The following is a 15581-nucleotide window of genomic DNA, read 5'->3' on the forward strand; positions in this document are numbered from 1 at the left end:
GGAAATAAAACGAAAAGAAGATCAGAAGTGGCACTTCGCAGAGAACACTCGCTGTGGATGGGCAGATCACTACGCGAGCCATAACCACTTCACTTCCGAGAAGCAGATCGGTTCCGTATCAGATCTCCCTTCAAACTTTTGTGGAGAATGTAAGAAGCGCAGGGGAATAGATTCTGATCGATGAGATTTGCAGGTTCTAGCAGGAGATTAAGATAGGATGTGATAGAAAAAACATCGTATGAAGCGTTCTGTGATGCCCTCTCCAATACCGACGCGTTTCCGTCGATCCAGTCGCAGAAGGCGTCGAAGTCTCGCGCACCGGCTTCATCCGCGATCTCGCGAAGCGTTCCGATTCGCAGTTCGTCGTGTAGTGGCACGGTTACGTGACGTCGATCGTCGTCGTTCGTCGGGTGCTCATAGTACAGCTGCGCGTGATCACCGGCCGTCCGTCGCCACTCAAAATCCCCGGCATTGACGAGGACTGTGACTACCTCCCGCCCAGAAAAGGTCCGTCTCCCCATCTATTGAAGGACGTCCGGAGGAGACTGGTCGCCGGTCGTGTTGTCCTCGGGATCGATTCCCATCGCTTCGAGTTCCTGCTCGGTCGGCTCCCGTCCGATCTCGTCTCGATGAAGTGCAACCGCTTCGTCGAGGTTCGCCAACGCGGCATCGCGGGAGTTCCCCTGGGTCGTCACGCCCGTTTCAACGTCTTTGGCGACCCACGAATCCTCCTCCCGCCAGAGACGGATCTCATCCTCGTGAGCGTCGGCGTCCCGCGTTGAGGTTGCCATTATGTCCTACATACGTGGTGAGAACGGAATAAGTGTTGGTGAGGGGGTCGACGACGTGGTCACCTCGCCAACAGGACCAATATGCCATTCCGCCCGAGGACACGATGGACCGTCTACTTCGATCGGGGATCGTCCGAGATGATCGACACGATAGCCGAAACGAATCGATCCAACCCCGGACCGGCGCCGGAAGAACGCTTCCCGAGGTCATCCGACGCTCGAACGTGCCGACGTCCTGGCGTCCCGAATGGGGCACTGATAACTGCGTGCCCGACGGACCCCCGATCGATGCCCGGCGGTCCGGATCGCCGACGTCGTCCGGACTGAGGGTCTGGACGTGGAGTGTGCGATCGCGGACCGGCTCGGGGACGGACCGGTCCCGGGATTCGGAGCCTCCGACTGCGACTGTGAGAGCCACCTGGCGCGGCGTGACGCCGTCGACACGATGGTGGCCGCGGTCGAGGACGCACACGGTCGGCTGGCCGCGAAGTGCTAGGGCTCGTTCTCGAGGGCGACGTCGAGCAGCTCCTGGCCGCGATCGGAGGAGACGGTCACCTCGGGGACGGCCACGGGGTTTCGGTCCTCGTCGATCGCGACGAAGACCATGTATGACTCGGCTGTAAGCTTCTCCTCGCCGCTTTCGGGATCCTCCCGGAAGACGCGCGTCCGGATCCGGATGCTCGTCTCCCCGGTCTCGTAGACGTAGGATTTCACGACCGCGATGGCGCCGATCGGCAGGGGACGCCTGAAGTTGACTTCGTCGAGGCGAGCGGTGACGCAGGTCTCACCGCAAAACCGCATCGAGCACATCGCACCCAGCTCGTCCATCCACTTGAGCACGTGCCCGCCGTGGGCGGTATCGAGGTTGTTCGCCTGGTCGGGCTGAACGAACCACCGGTTTTCGAGATACGTGTCCAGCAGGTCTGGCATACCCTGACGCACACCCCCGAGCCGGTTGAAACGTTCGGATCGCCGGACGGTATGCGGGATCGCCGGACGCTACGTCGGACCGTCGTCCTCGTCGGGATCCTCGGTCCATTCGGCCGGCAGATCGGCGTCGTCCGCGTCAGTCGATCGCGGCTCGTCCTCGCTCCCGTGCTCGCCCTCACCGGTATCCATCGCGGAGTCCCGGTCCGTTGCCGGCTCCCGGTCCGCGAACGGGTCGCGGTCGTCGATCGACCCGTGTTCGGTGAAGGGGTCGGCGTCAGCGATCGAATCGCGGTTCCCGACGGGTTCCGGGTCTCCACCCTCGGCGGCCGGTTCGACGTCGAACCCGAACTCCGACGGCGGCCGACCGGCCTCGTCGATGACCGCGTCGGCGACGAGGATCGGACACTCGACGCGAACGCCGACCGCGAGCGCGTCCGAGGGTCGGGCGTCGAAGACGAACCGTTCCGCCTCGCCGTCGTCGTACCGTTCGACGTCGACCTTCGCGTAGAAGGTGCCCTCGCTCAGGTCGTCGATCCGCACGCGGTCGATCGCGCCGCCGAACTCGGTGAGCACGCTCACGAGCAGATCGTGGGAGAGCGGCCGTTCGAAGGGTTCTCCCTCGAGGGTCATCCCGATCGACGTGGCCTGGTCGGGCGTGACGAACACGGGGAGGATCTCCCCGCGTGCCGCGAGGAGGACTGCCGGGATCTCCTCGCCGCCGGCGCCGGTCCCGGCACCGATCGCGACGATCTCTGCCTGGTGGTCCATACGGGACGTAGGTCCCCCGACGGTTTGTACCTACCCCTGGCTCGTGGACCCGGATCGGCCGGCTAGTCGTCGAAGTAGCCCAGGTTGTAGTGCCAGTAGGCCCACGTGAGCGTGAACACGAGCGCCGCGCCGAGGAAGAAGACGACGCCGGGTTCGAGCAACGAGACGGCGTGTTCGGCGGCCGCCTCGGCGCGTTCGGCGGCGGCCCCGTCGAACATCACCTCGACGACGTCGCCGCCGCCCGACCCGCCGTCGGTCGTCGTCATCGGGCCGCCGGTCGCCTCCGCTTCGGGGGGCTCGGTCTGCATCACGCCCGCATCGCCGCCGTCCGTGGACTCGACGCCGACGTCCCCGCCGTCCCCGCCGTTCCCGGAATCGGTGACGGTGTAGCCGTCGGTTCCCGCACCGCCGGTCGGGACCGTGACCGCCAACAGTCGCTGGACGGCCAGCGCCGACAGCCCGAGGATCCCGTACCCCCCGAGCAGGCGCTTGAGCGCGGTCTTGATCCCGTCGCTGTGGCGCGACTCGCCGGCGAACAGCACGAGTGGGTCGCTCGTGGGGGCATAGACGTTCATCTCGCGGCCCTTCTCCGAGTAGACCGTGTCGGCGACCTCGACCAGGTCCGCATCCGAGAGGTTCCCGAGGTGGTACTGGACGTTCTGAAGGGACGTGTCGGTGGCCTCGGCGAGTTCGGAGGTCGTCGCGGGCTCCTCGTGAAGGGTGGAGAGCAGCGATCGGGCGGTTTCGGAGGACAGCGCCGCGAACAGCTCGTCGGCGAGCTCGTCATCGACGTCGACGACCCGCGGCTCCTGGTCGCCGAGGGAGATGTCGGGAGGGGAGGGCAGCAGCCGGGACATACCCGACACTCATACAGCGGCCTACAAATCCCTTGTGTCAACCGACGGGGAATGTGGCGTCGCGTATGTGAGATACAACGTATATATGCCCCCAAGTCCCACGTGTGCGTAATGAACGGCAACCGGTTCGGTCGCCTCTTTCAGGTGACCACCTACGGCGAGAGTCACGGCGAGGCGATGGGCGTCACGGTTTCGGGGTGCCCGGCCGGCGTCGAGCTCGACGAGGACCTGATCCAGCGCGACCTCGATCGGCGCAAGCCCGGCCAGTCGATGATCACCACCTCCCGCGGGGAGCCCGACGAGGTGACGATCAACTCCGGCGTCCAGGACGGCTACACCACGGGGACGCCGATCGGAATGGTCATCCAGAACAAGGACGCCCGGTCGGGCAAGTACGAGCCGTACGTCACCGCGCCGCGACCCTCACACGGCGATTACACCTACTCGGCGAAGTTCGGAACGCGCAACTGGGGCGGCGGCGGCCGCTCCTCGGCCCGGGAGACGGTGAACTGGGTCGCCGCCGGCGCGGTCGCGAAGGCGGTCCTCGACGCCTCCGAGCACGACGTCGCGATCAAGGCCCACGTCAACCGCATCGACGACATCGAGGCCCCGGAGGTCCCCTTCGAGCAGATCCTCGAGCAGTCGGAGGCGAACGACGTTCGGTGTGCGGACCCCGAGACCGCCGACCGGATGCAGGAGCGCATCGAGGCGTACCAGGACGAGGGCGACTCGATCGGCGGCTCGATCTACTTCGAGGCGCGCGGCGTCCCGCGCGGACTCGGTGCCCCCCGGTTCGACGGCGTCCCGTCCCGACTGGGGCAGGCGATGATGTCGATCCCCGCGACCACCGCCTTCGAGTTCGGGCTGGGAACCGACGCGACCGAAGTGACCGGCAAGGAGCGCAACGAGGACTGGGAGTTCGACGAGGGCGACCATCCCGAGACGGTCAGCGAGCCCGGCGATCCGGTTCCGGTCGGCAACGACCACGGCGGCCTGCAGGGCGGGATCACGACCGGGGAACCGATCTACGGCGAGGTGACCTGGCACGCGCCGACGTCGATCCCGAAACGGCAGCGCACCGCGGACTGGGAGACCGGCGAGGAGAAGGAGATCCAGGTCGTCGGCCGCCACGACCCCGTCCTCCCGCCGCGGGCCGTCCCCGTGGTCGAGGCGATGCTGTACGTCACCGTCCTCGACTTCATGCTGCTCGGCGGCCGGATCACCCCCGACCGCATCGACGACCAACCCGGGGAATACGACACCGAGTATCACCCGAGCAGTCCCCGAAACGAGTAGCTCCCGAAACGAGGCACTCACGGAACGAATGGTCCCTGTAACGGGGAGCTGCCAGCGCAGGCTTCACCGGTCGGTTCGATCCGTCTCGACCGGCTTCGAGTCGTCGTCGATCGGCTCCGAATTCTCGTCGACCGGTTCCGAGTCGTCATCGTCGATCGGCTCCGAATCCTCGTCGACCAGCTCGGAATCCGTCTCGTCAACCGGTTCCGGATCGGCCGGCTCGAACCCGGCACGATCGAACTCCCCGGACGGGATCTCCGGATCGACGCCCTCCTCGATCAGGCGCTCGCGTGCGGCTTCCCGATCGACCGTTCCCGAGACGGTTCGCGGCACCTCCTCGACGTAGGCGATCGTCCGTGGCATCTTGAACCCGGACAGACGCTCGCGAGCGTGCTCGAGGAGGGCTCGCTCGTCGATCGGCGGGTCGCGTTTCGCGTCCGTTTCGGCGGGTGTGTCGGTTTCGGCGGGCACGTCCGAATCGTCCGCGGGTGCGTTGCCGTCAATTTCGGGATCGTCCCCACCGGACCCGGCTGCCCGCTCGCCCGCCATCTCCGCGTCGTCGGCCGAGTCGACCGGATCCGTGGGACGCTCGGCATCGGTATCGGCGTCGGCATCGGCGTTCTCGACGCGGGAGTCCTCGTCGGCTCCGTCCGCGTCGTTCGTCCGATCACGATCGGCTGCCTCGTCCGCCACGCCACCCGGCTCGGTCCCAGCTGACCCGGGAACCGGATTCGTTTCGTCTCCCGCGCGGTCATCGTCAGCAGCGGCGTCCTCCACGTCCGCGGGAACGAGCAGTGCGCCGACGCGTTCGCCCCACGTCTCGTCGGGGAGCCCGAGCACGGCCGCCGCACGGACGGCATCGTGATCGGCGAGGACACCGGCGACGTCGCCGGGATCGACGTTCTCCCCGCCGGTGACGATCCGGTCGTCGAGCCGGTTGATCACGTGGACGTTGCCGTCCTCGTCGATCCGCCCGACGTCGCCGGTGTGGAGGCCGTGTTCGCCGGTTGCGTCAGCGGTCGCATCCGGGTCGCCGTAGTAGCCCGGGGAGACGATCGGCCCGGCGACGACGAGCTCGCCGGTCTCGCCGCGATCGACGGGCTCTCCCTCGTCATCGACGACGGTGAGGTCGGTCCAGAAGACCGGCCGTCCGACGGTTCCCGGGTTCGCGAAGGCTTCCTCGGGCGTGGCCGTCGCGATCTGGGACGCCGTCTCGGTCATCCCGTAGGTCGGATACACCGGGATCGAGTAGTTCTCACAGCGCTCGATCAGGCCCTCGGTGGCGGGCGCGCCGCCGAGCAGGACCGTCCGCAGCGAGTCCGACAGGGTGCCGCGACGCTCGAGCATTCGGGTGAGCATCGTCGGGACGAGCGAGACGCCGGTGACGTCGTACCGGTCGATGTCGTCGGCGGCCTCGCCGGGATCGAAATCCTCACGAAGCACGATGGTCGTCCCCGAGAGGACCGATCGATAGATGGGCGAGAGCCCGCCGGCGTGGTGCAGCGGCAGCGTCACGAGCCACCGGTCGTCGGGATGAACGCCGAGCCGAAACCCGGAGGCGATCGCCGAGAAGAGGACGTTGCCGGCGGTGAGCTCGACCGCCTTCGGCCGGCCGCTCGTTCCGGAGGTGAACAGCACACAGAGCCGATCCGCCGGCTCCCACGACGGGGTCGGGACCGATTCCGGATCGGGGTCGTGAAGCGCGGTGACGCTCCCGGAGGATTCGTCCGAACTCACCGAGTCCCCCGAACCCATCGCGGTTCCCAAGTCCTCCGAATCCTCTGCCACTGAGACTCCCGAGTCACCCGAGTTCCCTATGTCGCCCGGGGTGTCCACCGAGAGGATCGACATCCCGGTCCCCGAAGCGCCCTCGATCGCGGTCCGTTCGGTCTCGGCGCCGCAGACGAGCACGTCGACGTCCGCCCGGTCGAGGCGGACGCCGATCTCACGCGGAGTGAGCTCGTGACCGATCGGCACGAGCGTGGCCCCGAGCTGCATCGCGGCGTGGACGAGGCCGACGTACCCCACCCGCGGGGAGAGATGCACGCCGAGGTGCGTCCCGGGAGTCACGCCGTGAGCGGCCAGCCGGCCCGCAGTCTCCTCAACGAGCCGGTCGAGATCCGCGTAGGTCCAGGCCTCGCCGTCCGCCGCCCGCACGAGCGCGGTCGCGTTCGGCGCGGCGACGACGCGGTGGGAGAGCCAATCGCGCATACGCCGGGTATGTGACGGAGTCGACTATTGTCTTGTGATCACACCGGCAGTCGATCGGCATCGACAAGCGAAACGCCGCGATCGGTGCTGCGGAACGACGACGTCGACGGTCCCTCCTTTACGGTCACTCGTCGTTTTCTCGGACGGTCAACACCGGCACGTCAGCGGTGCGCACGACTCGTTCGGTCACCGACCCGAGGAGGTATCGGTCGAGTCCCTGTCGGCCGTGGGTTCCCATCACGATCAGGTCGATCGCGTTGTCGTCGACGTACTCGGAGATCGTTCGATACGCAGTCCCGTTGACGACGCTCGTCACGGCCTCGACGCCCGCATCGGCCGCGGTCTCGGCGACACGGTCGGTCGCCTCTTCACCCTCCGACTCCAGGGCGCCGACGACGATCTCCGACCCCGCCTCAAGCGTCGAATAGGCGGAGCCGTCGACGACGTACAGCGCGTGGATTCGTGCATCGTACTGCTTCGCGAGGTCGATCGCGTGGTCGATCGCCGCGTCGGCTGCCGGGCTTCCGTCGGTCGGAACGAGGATCTGATCGTACATTCCGATCGATGATACGGGAAGGTCCGTGTAAAAACTCCCCCTTGCGACGATCGTCAACCGGGCGCGACGATCACCACGATCATCAACCGGATTCGGTCATCGCCGCAACGGCCTCGTCGATCGATCCGTGATCGCGGCAGGTGCGGGCGATCTCGTGGAGGGAGTACGTGTTCTCGATCGACCGGTCGAGACAGTCCGCGTAGGTCGCGATCCATTCGTTCAGCACGCTCTCGAGCAGCGATCGTTCGACCGGTGACAGGGTCACGCCGTCACGGCGCGCGCGGGCGTACACGACGACGATCGGACGGATCCCGTCGTCGATCGCGGCGGCGGCGGCGTCGTCGGTCGGATCGAATCGCTCGTGGCGCCGGCGTGCACGCTCGACGACGCTCGCGACCGACTCCCAATACGCCGAGCGCGTCCCGCCGCACATATCCCGAAACGGGTCGGGGAGATCTTATAAATCATCCGCCGATCTACGGAGCGTCAGCTCCCCGCGAGCCCGAAGCGCCCCGTCAACGGTCGCGTCAGCGTGGACGTCGATGTCCCGAGCCGAGACGTCGCCGCGGACGTGAGCGCCGGCGGCGATCGTTGCGGTTCCGCCGCGGGTCGTCACGTCGCCGTGGATCGTCGTGTCCGAACCGACGTCGATGTCCTCTCGGGCGCGAAGGGAACCGAAGATCGTGTTCCCGGTCCCGACCGCCATTGACTCCGCTCGAACGTTGCCGTGGAGCCGACAGTCGTCGCCGATCGTCGCCGGCGTCGAGACGCGCCAGGCGTCGTCGGAGACGGTCGCACCGCGGGGAACCACGAGCGGATCCTCGCCGTCCTCGTTCCCGTCCCCGTCCTCGGAGAGCGCGGCCGCGAGCTCATCGGCCGCCTCGCGATCCCCGGCGCGCAGCAGCTGTGAAAGGACGATGAAGTAGAAGACGAGGGTTGGAACCGGGTTTCGGATGACGATCCAGCCGTTCGCGTCGAAGCCCTCCTCGACGTCGACGTCGTCGCCGATGTCCAGATCACCGGAGACCATCAGCCGGCCGGCGATGTGGACGCGCTCGCCGAGATACGCGTCCTCCCCGACCAGCACGTTGCCGTCGACGTCACAGAGCATATCGAGGCGGCAATCGCCGGCCGCCTCGATGTCACCCGCGACGGTCACGCGCTCGCCGGCTGCGACGGTTCGACCGCGGATCCCGAGTTCGACGGTCGACTGCCCGCCGATCAGGACGTCTCCGTCGGTCACGATGTCGTGTTCCTCGACCGTCGTCCCGTCCGGGACGGCGAGCTCGTCGAGCGGGTCCGGTCCCAGTGACACGTCCGGTCACAGACCGCGCGACGGTATAAGTTGAACGGGGCGTCCGACGATCGGCTGACGCCGCGACGCCGGGCCACGAGACGCGTCGATGAGAAGCGGCTCCCCGGCGACCGATCGCCATCCGTGCGTTCCGCCGCCAAACACTAAGGTCGCGTGTCCCGTGATCACATACAGTATGGCTTTCGCCAGGACGGCGACCGGGTTTCGGGCCGACGTCGGCGCGCTCGCCTCCCAGATCCACCCCGTGTTCATGCTGCCGCCGATCGCGGCGTCGTGGTTCGGCGCGATCGTCGCCGGCGCGCCGTCGATCTCGGCGGGTGCCGTCCACGCGCTCGCGGCCTTCTTCGCCGTCTACACCGCCCACGTGAAGGACGGGTACGTCGATTTCCACCTGCGCGGCGAGGACGACGACCACCCGATGACCGCGGACGGCTGTCGGATCGCGCTCCTCGGGGCGAGTGCGGGATTCTTCGCCTGCCTGCTCGCCGTCGGCGCCCTCGCCGGTCCGACGGCGGCCGCGCTCACCCTCCCGATGTGGGTCATCGGCTATCTGCACGCGCCGCAGCTCGATACGACTCCCCTCGGCTCGACGATGGGCTATCCGACCGGGATCGCGGTCGCGATGGTCGGTGGCCACGTCGTGCAGACCGGTGTCGTCCCGGCTGGTGCCGCCCAGGCTGGCACCATCGGGGCACCCGGCGACCCGACGACGATCCTCGCGTTCGCGGTCGTGTTTCTCGTCGTCCTGACGGGCGTGAAGGTCGTCGACGACGAATCGGACCACACCTACGACGCGAGCATCGACAAGCGGACCGTCGCGGTCCTGCTCGGCCCGGAGCGGGCCCGCCGGCTCGCCTACGGGCTCTTCGGGCTCGGCGGGACGATGGTGTTGTGGGGGACCGTCTCCGGGGTGTTTCCGGCGTCCGCGCCCGTGGCCGTGGCGGTCTTCGCGACGGTCGCGATGGTTGCCTACCGGGCACCGTCGACGCTGGCGACGATGCTGCTGATCCGCGGGACGTACCTGTTCCTTGCGCTGTTGGTCGTCGCGACGTGGTACCGGCCCCTGGATCCGGTCGGCCTCCCGGACGTCACGGCGCTTGGACCGGTCACCTATCTGGCCACCGAGGTCCTCTTCGGGACGGTCGCGGTCGCGTTGTTGTACCGGGTGAACGCACTCCGACGGGCCGCGGTCACGATCGCCGCGATCTACCCGGTCGCGTACGTCTGGGACTGGTACACCCTCGAGGTCGGCGTCTTCGCGATCGTGACCCGGACCGGCATCGACCTGTTCGGGATCCCGATCGAGGAGCACGTCTTTATGGTCGTCGTCCCCGCGTTCGTCCTCGGCGTCCACGAGACGATCCGGTCGATGGACGCCGGGGCCGGATCGTAAGGTCGTTGTCCCGCGCGCTCGGGGTGCCGGTATGGTGCCGCCGCTCGTGCTCGACATCGATGGGACGCTGACCACCGCCGACCACCGGATCGACCCCCGGGCCTTCGAGCTGCTGCCGAGCTGGGAGGCGCCGGTCGTGTTCGCGACCGGGAAGGCGTTCCCGTATCCGGTCGCACTCGCGCACTTTCTGGGTCTGCCCGAACACGTGATCGCGGAGAACGGTGGCGTCGTCTACGCCGACGGCGAGACCCGGTTCACGGGTGACCCGGACGCCTGCTGGGCGGTCGCCGAGGAGTTCATCGAGCGCGGCGGCAATCTGGGCTGGGGCGGCCGAACGACGGTCAACCGATGGCGTGAGACCGAGGTCGCAATCTCAATGGACGCCGACGAGGAGCTGCTTCGGTCGATCGCCGCCGACCACGACCAGACGGTGATCGACACGGGGTACGCCTATCACGTCACCTCGCCGGGCGTCTCGAAGGGTGACGCCTTCGAGGAGCTCTGCGAGCTGCTCGAGTACGACCCCGACGCGTTCGTCGCGATCGGCGACAGCGAGAACGACGCCTCGACCTTCGCGGTCGCCGGCGAGTCGTACGCCGTGGCCAACGCTGACGACGTCGCGCGCGAGGCCGCCGACACGGTGCTCGCGGACGCACATATGGACGGGACCGCGGGCGTGCTCGAGGCGCTGATCGCGGCGGATCGGTGACGTCGCGGGAACGGATACCGTCGGCTCGGTTCCCGTCGGCTCGGTTCCCGTCGGCTCGATACCGCCGACCCCGAATCAGCCGTCGTCGGCCTCGCCGCGTGCCGCCTCGAAGGTCGCGAGGGCGTCCTCCCGGCGCTCGGCGTGGTCGACGATCGGTGCCGGATACTCGGGCGCGACCGCCTCGCGCCGATCCGGATCGAGCTCGTGCCAGTCGTGGATCAGGTCGGGATCGACGCCGCGGAGTTCGGGAACGTGGGTCGTGATGTACTCGGCGTCGGGGTCGTAGCGTTCGCCCTGCGTCATCGGGTTGAAGATCCGGAAGTAGGGCTGCGCGTCGGTTCCGGTGGAGGCGGCCCACTGCCAGCCGCCGACGTCGTTGGCGGTGTCGTGATCCCGGAGGTGCTCGCGGAAGTGCGCGTACCCCTCGCGCCAATCGACGAGCAGGTCCTTCGTGAGGAAGGAGGCGACGATCATCCGCACCCGGTTGTGCATATCCGCCTCCGTTCGGAGTTGCCGCATCCCGGCGTCGACGATCGGATAGCCGGTCTCGCCGCGTTTCCAGGCGGCCAGCGTGTCGGGGTCATCGCGCCAGTCGATCGGGTGCTCGTAGCTCTTGTAGTTCCGCGAGACCGTCCCGGGGTTGTGAAACAGGACCTGCAGGTAGAACTCCCGCCAGGCGAGCTGGCTCCGGAACTCCCTGACGCTCGAGACCGGGTCGGCGTCCTCGGAATCCGCGTCCCCGCCTTCGAGGTCGGCGACCGCGTCGTCGGCGTCGCCGGCCGCCGCGCGTTCCATCGCGTCCTCGGTGGCGGCGTACACCTCGCGGGGACCGATCGTCCCGAACGAGAGGTCCTGTGAGAGGTCGGACGTGGCCGACGCCGCGGGAACGTCGCGAAGCGCCTCATAGCGAAAGACGTCGGCCTCGACGAACGACGACAGCCGATCGCGTGCGCCGGCGGTGCCGGCCGGGATCGGGTCCGCCTCCGGCTCGGCAAACCCGAGGTCCGCGATCGTGGGGAGTGTTCCGACGGAGATCGTCGCATCCACCGCATCCAAGTCCGCCGCGATATCGTCGACGACCGCTCGCAGTCGCTCCGCGTCGAGGAGGTCCCCTTCCGACGGTGCCGGCTCGGGCGTGGCCTTCTCCCGGTCGCGCCACTTCTTCCAGTAGTAGGTGAACACGGAGTACGGGTCCCCCTTGTTGGTCCGTATCGCGTCGGGGTCGTGGATGACGGCGTCGTGGTACGTCTCGACGTCGGGCGACTCGGCCCCAAGCGGCTCCGCGAGCGACTCCTCGACCCGGGCGTCGCGCTCGCGTGCCAGCCCGGAATAGCCGCGGTTCCAGACCACCCGATCGGCACCGAGGGCGGCCGCGAGCTGCGGGAGGATCTCGGCCGGATCACCCCGGCCGACGATCAGGTCGCTCCCACGTTCCCGGTAGGCGTCCCGCAACTCGGCGAGGGACGCGAGCAGGTATCGGACGCGGGGCGGGCCGGCATGCTCGAGGACGGCGTCGTCGAGGACGAAACACGGGACGACCGGTCCGTGGTCGGCGGCCGCCGACAGACCGACGTTGTCCGCGACCCGGAGGTCACGCCGGTGCCAGAACAGATCCATACGTCGGACACGGACGCGACGTCCCTGAAGGTTTGGCCGTGCTGAAGGTTTGCCCGTGCGGTGGAGACGGCATCCGGCGGAAACCAGCATCCCACGGGGAACGGAGACCGCGACTCGGGATGACGCGGTTTTAATAGATCGACGCCGCTTGTCGAGACAACGCTCGTCGACCGATCGGACCGCCGCGGCGTGTCCGTCGGTCGGCGCCGGGCCGATCTCGATCCACCATGCAACAGTACCTCGATCTCGTCGACGAGACCCTCTCGGAGGGCGTTTATAAGCCGAACCGCACGGGCGTGGACACGATCGCGAACTTCAGCGGCGGGTACACCGTCGATCTGGCCGAGGGATTCCCGCTGTTGACCACCAAGAAGCTGGACGGCTACCGATGGAACTCGCTCATCCACGAGGTCCTCTGGTACCTCTCGGGTGAGGAACACGTGCGGAACCTCCGGGAACACACCGCGATCTGGGACGCGTGGGCCGACGAGGAGGGGCGGCTCGACACGGCCTACGGGCGCTTCTGGCGGCGCTATCCGGTTCCCGAGAGCGGCCTCGACGGCGAGAGCTGGCCCGACGACGCACACCGGTGGGTGACCGTCGAGGAGGACGCCGACGGGACCCGTCACCGGACGTTCGACCAGATCCAGTACGTCCTCGACACTCTCGAGGAGAACCCGCACTCCCGCCGAATGGTCGTGAACGCCTGGCACCCCGCCAACGCGGCCGTCTCGACGCTGCCGCCGTGTCACTACACGTTCGTCGTGAACGTCCAGGGCGGCCGGCTCAACCTGCATCTCACCCAGCGGTCCGGCGACATCGCGCTCGGCGTCCCGTTCAACATCGCCGCCTACTCGTTGCTGGCGACGGCGATCGCCCAGCGGACGGGCTTCGAGGTCGGGGAGTTCGGTCACAGCATCGTCGACGCACACGTGTACTGCGGGGAGGGCGACCGCGGCGCGTGGTACGCGGACAACCTCGATCGGCTGCAGGACCGGCTCGCGGACGTCGAGACGACCGACGACTACCGCGAGGTGAAGCGATGGCTCGAGGGAGTTGCGCCCGACGAACCCGCCGAGAAGGAGGGATACGACCACGTCCCGGGCCTCCTCGAGCAGTGTTCCCGGGAGCCGCGGTCGCGACCACGCATCGAGATCGCCGACAAGCCGCTCGACGAACTCGCCTTCGACGACGTCGAGCTTCGCGACTACGACTCCGCGGACGGGATCACGTTCGCGGTCGCGGAGTGACGTCGGATGAGCGACCGACCCAACGACGACGTCGACGTTCCCGACGGACCCGACGTCGACGTTCCCGACGACCTCACGATCTCCCTCATCGCCGCGGTGGCCGAGAACGGCGTCATCGGCGATTCCGGCGGGATGCCCTGGCACTATCCGGTAGATCTTGAGCACTTTAAAAGGACGACGACGGGGCATCCCGTAATCCTCGGCCGGCGGACCTACGAGAGCATCGCGGCCCAACTCGGAGGACCGCTTCCCGACCGGGTCAACGTCGTCCTCTCGCGGTCGGATCTCGATCTTCCGGACGGCGCCGTCGGCACGGACGGGATCGCGGCCGCGCTCGACCGCGCCGCCGCGGCTGCCGCCGACCTGGGCGTCGAAACCGTCTACGTCGCCGGCGGCGCGACGATCTACGAGGCATTCCTCCCGCTGGCGGACGAGCTGGTGCTCACGGAGATCAACGAGTCCTACACGGGCGACACGCACTTCCCGGAGTGGGACGCCGACGAGTGGACGGAAACGGACCGGGACGAGCGCGACGAGCTCACGTTCCGGACGTACCGTCGCCGGTGAGCCGAGTCCAGCACGGACCACGAACGCCCCGCCGAACTCCCCCGCCTCACGATCGGGCGTACAGTCGTAGGGGGTTCCGACAGCCGTCCTGTGCTTATTTATGCCACGACTCGATAGCGTGCCGTGATGACCCCGCTTGAGCTGTCGCTCCGACTGATCGCCGGCGTATTACTCATCCTGACGAACGGCTTCTTCGTCGCGATCGAGTTTGCGCTGACCCGGGCGCGACAGTTCAGCGAGCAGGAGTTCATCGATGGCACCCCGGCCCTCGAACGAGCCTGGGAGATGACGAACAACTTGGAGATCTATCTCACGACGTGTCAAGTCGGGATTACCGCGTCCAGCATCGCAGTCGGGATCGTCGCTGAACCGGCACTAGCTGCGCTGTTCGAGCCGTATTTTGCGACGACCCCGCTTGCGTCGATCGGCGCGGGGGCGATAATCGCATTCGGAATCATCAATCTCCTGCATCTCACCCACGGCGAACAGACGCCGACCTACCTCGGCGTTGAGCGATCCCGGCTGGTGTGCCGGTACGGAGCGACGCCGCTGTACTGGTTCAACCGGCTCATCTCCCCGCTCATTACGCTCGGGGACTGGATCGCCAAAGCCACGCTCAAGCTGTTCGGGGTCGAGATGACTGGGGCGTGGCTGGAAACCGAAGAGGAAGTCCTCGAATCACGAGCCCAACTCCGAAACCGGTTGCACTCGCTTCTAGAGGAGGGTGAACTCCCGGAGGAGCGCCGCGACGAAATCCTCGCGGCGCTCGACATCGACGAGATCGCGGTCAGCGAGATACTGGTCCCGGCGGACGACATTATTGCCCTCTCAACCACCCGCACAGTCGAGGACAACTTCGACCACATCCGAAACACGCCTCACACCCGATTTCCGCTGGTGGGTGAGGAGCTGACGACGTTTCACGGGGTCGTGTACGCACCGTCGATCATCGACCACTACGAAGATCTCATGGACGGAACCATCTCCTTCACCGAGATCGCAGCACCCCCAATGACGCTCGCGGCAGAGACGAACGTTAGCGACGCGTTCGATCAGTTCCAAACCGAAGACCAGGAGCTCGCGCTCGTCCTCGAGGACGGTGCAGTCGTGGGGCTCCTCACGGCGACGGATGCCCTCGAAGCGGTAATGGGCGAACTCGAGGACCCGCTCGACCGACAGTCGTCGACCTGAATCAGCGCCGACGTATCCACCACTGCAGCGATATCGACCACGATCGCGGCTATCGACTGAGAGACCGTTGATGCGGGACCTTGCCGTGAGTTCCAGTCTTCCATCCATCTCCCTTCGAGCGAGTCGGCCC

General features: G+C 67.4%; 13 protein-coding genes and 4 pseudogenes. 7 read left to right on the forward strand and 10 right to left on the reverse strand.

Going from position 1 to position 15581, the window contains the following annotated elements; translation table 11 throughout:
- Positions 1-272: 272 nt before the first annotated feature.
- Both OQF70_RS06600 and OQF70_RS06605 read right to left on the reverse strand, forming a co-directional pair.
- Positions 273-521 (reverse strand): annotated as a pseudogene (locus tag OQF70_RS06600) (type II toxin-antitoxin system HicA family toxin); the annotation flags it as partial.
- Positions 522-791, reverse strand: a complete 270-nt coding sequence (locus OQF70_RS06605) for a type II toxin-antitoxin system HicB family antitoxin (RefSeq protein ID WP_280536585.1) — start codon at positions 789-791, stop codon at positions 522-524.
- 292 nt (positions 792-1083) lie between these two features.
- On the opposite strand from OQF70_RS06605, the pseudogene OQF70_RS06610 reads away from it, so the two are divergent.
- Positions 1084-1215, forward strand: a pseudogene (locus OQF70_RS06610) (DUF123 domain-containing protein); the annotation flags it as partial.
- Positions 1216-1283: 68 nt separating this feature from the next.
- Here OQF70_RS06610 and OQF70_RS06615 read toward each other — a convergent pair.
- The 3 genes and pseudogenes from OQF70_RS06615 to OQF70_RS06625 all read right to left on the reverse strand — a co-directional run bounded on the left by OQF70_RS06615 (position 1284) and on the right by OQF70_RS06625 (position 3346).
- Positions 1284-1721 carry an acyl-CoA thioesterase gene (locus tag OQF70_RS06615; protein WP_092816166.1) on the reverse strand — a complete coding sequence of 146 codons (438 nt, stop codon included), beginning with the start codon at positions 1719-1721 and terminating at the stop codon, positions 1284-1286.
- A gap of 357 nt (positions 1722-2078) precedes the next feature.
- A pseudogene (locus OQF70_RS06620) lies at positions 2079-2489 on the reverse strand (bifunctional nuclease family protein); the annotation flags it as partial.
- 62 nt (positions 2490-2551) lie between these two features.
- Entirely contained in the window at positions 2552-3346 is a 795-nt protein-coding gene (locus tag OQF70_RS06625; RefSeq protein WP_280536586.1) for a winged helix-turn-helix domain-containing protein, read from the reverse strand.
- 111 nt (positions 3347-3457) lie between these two features.
- Between OQF70_RS06625 and aroC the strand changes: the two genes are divergently transcribed.
- Positions 3458-4642: a chorismate synthase gene (gene aroC / locus OQF70_RS06630; RefSeq protein ID WP_280536587.1), complete on the forward strand. Its 1185-nt coding sequence runs from the start codon at positions 3458-3460 to the stop codon at positions 4640-4642.
- Between the two features lie 63 nt (positions 4643-4705).
- On the opposite strand, the gene OQF70_RS06635 is transcribed toward aroC, so the two are convergent.
- The 4 genes and pseudogenes from OQF70_RS06635 to OQF70_RS06650 all read right to left on the reverse strand — a co-directional run.
- Positions 4706-6853: an AMP-binding protein gene (locus OQF70_RS06635; protein ID WP_280536589.1), complete on the reverse strand. Its 2148-nt coding sequence runs from the start codon at positions 6851-6853 to the stop codon at positions 4706-4708.
- 124 nt (positions 6854-6977) lie between these two features.
- Positions 6978-7409 (reverse strand): universal stress protein, encoded by a 432-nt coding sequence (locus OQF70_RS06640; RefSeq protein WP_280536591.1) that lies wholly within the window; start codon positions 7407-7409, stop codon positions 6978-6980.
- 82 nt (positions 7410-7491) lie between these two features.
- On the reverse strand, positions 7492-7842 hold the full coding sequence (locus OQF70_RS06645) for a hypothetical protein (RefSeq protein ID WP_280536592.1): 351 nt from the start codon (positions 7840-7842) through the stop codon (positions 7492-7494).
- A gap of 48 nt (positions 7843-7890) precedes the next feature.
- Positions 7891-8724 (reverse strand): annotated as a pseudogene (locus OQF70_RS06650) (acyltransferase); the annotation flags it as partial.
- 175 nt (positions 8725-8899) lie between these two features.
- Between OQF70_RS06650 and OQF70_RS06655 the strand changes: the two are divergent.
- Together OQF70_RS06655 and OQF70_RS06660 are read left to right on the forward strand one after the other, a co-directional pair.
- A complete protein-coding gene (locus OQF70_RS06655; RefSeq protein ID WP_280536593.1) occupies positions 8900-10117 on the forward strand; it encodes a lycopene cyclase domain-containing protein in 1218 nt (405 codons plus the stop codon).
- A gap of 31 nt (positions 10118-10148) precedes the next feature.
- Positions 10149-10826 (forward strand): phosphoglycolate phosphatase, encoded by a 678-nt coding sequence (locus OQF70_RS06660; protein WP_280536594.1) that lies wholly within the window; start codon positions 10149-10151, stop codon positions 10824-10826.
- A 75-nt stretch (positions 10827-10901) separates the two neighbouring features.
- Here OQF70_RS06660 and OQF70_RS06665 read toward each other — a convergent pair whose 3' ends face one another.
- On the reverse strand, positions 10902-12443 hold the full coding sequence (locus OQF70_RS06665; protein ID WP_280536595.1) for a deoxyribodipyrimidine photo-lyase: 1542 nt from the start codon (positions 12441-12443) through the stop codon (positions 10902-10904).
- Positions 12444-12670: 227 nt separating this feature from the next.
- Here OQF70_RS06665 and thyA point away from each other — a divergent pair, with 227 nt between their 5' ends.
- The 3 genes from thyA to OQF70_RS06680 all read left to right on the forward strand — a co-directional run bounded on the left by thyA (position 12671) and on the right by OQF70_RS06680 (position 15451).
- Positions 12671-13693, forward strand: coding sequence for a thymidylate synthase (thyA, locus tag OQF70_RS06670; protein WP_280536596.1), 1023 nt, complete (start codon positions 12671-12673; stop codon positions 13691-13693).
- A 6-nt stretch (positions 13694-13699) separates the two neighbouring features.
- On the forward strand, positions 13700-14260 hold the full coding sequence (locus tag OQF70_RS06675) for a dihydrofolate reductase (RefSeq protein ID WP_280536598.1): 561 nt from the start codon (positions 13700-13702) through the stop codon (positions 14258-14260).
- A 126-nt stretch (positions 14261-14386) separates the two neighbouring features.
- Positions 14387-15451, forward strand: coding sequence for a hemolysin family protein (locus OQF70_RS06680; RefSeq protein ID WP_280536599.1), 1065 nt, complete (start codon positions 14387-14389; stop codon positions 15449-15451).
- The last annotated feature ends 130 nt before the right edge of the window (positions 15452-15581 follow it).

Source organism: Halopenitus sp. POP-27 (assembly GCF_029889855.1).
In the GTDB taxonomy this organism is placed as follows: domain Archaea; phylum Halobacteriota; class Halobacteria; order Halobacteriales; family Haloferacaceae; genus Halopenitus; species Halopenitus malekzadehii.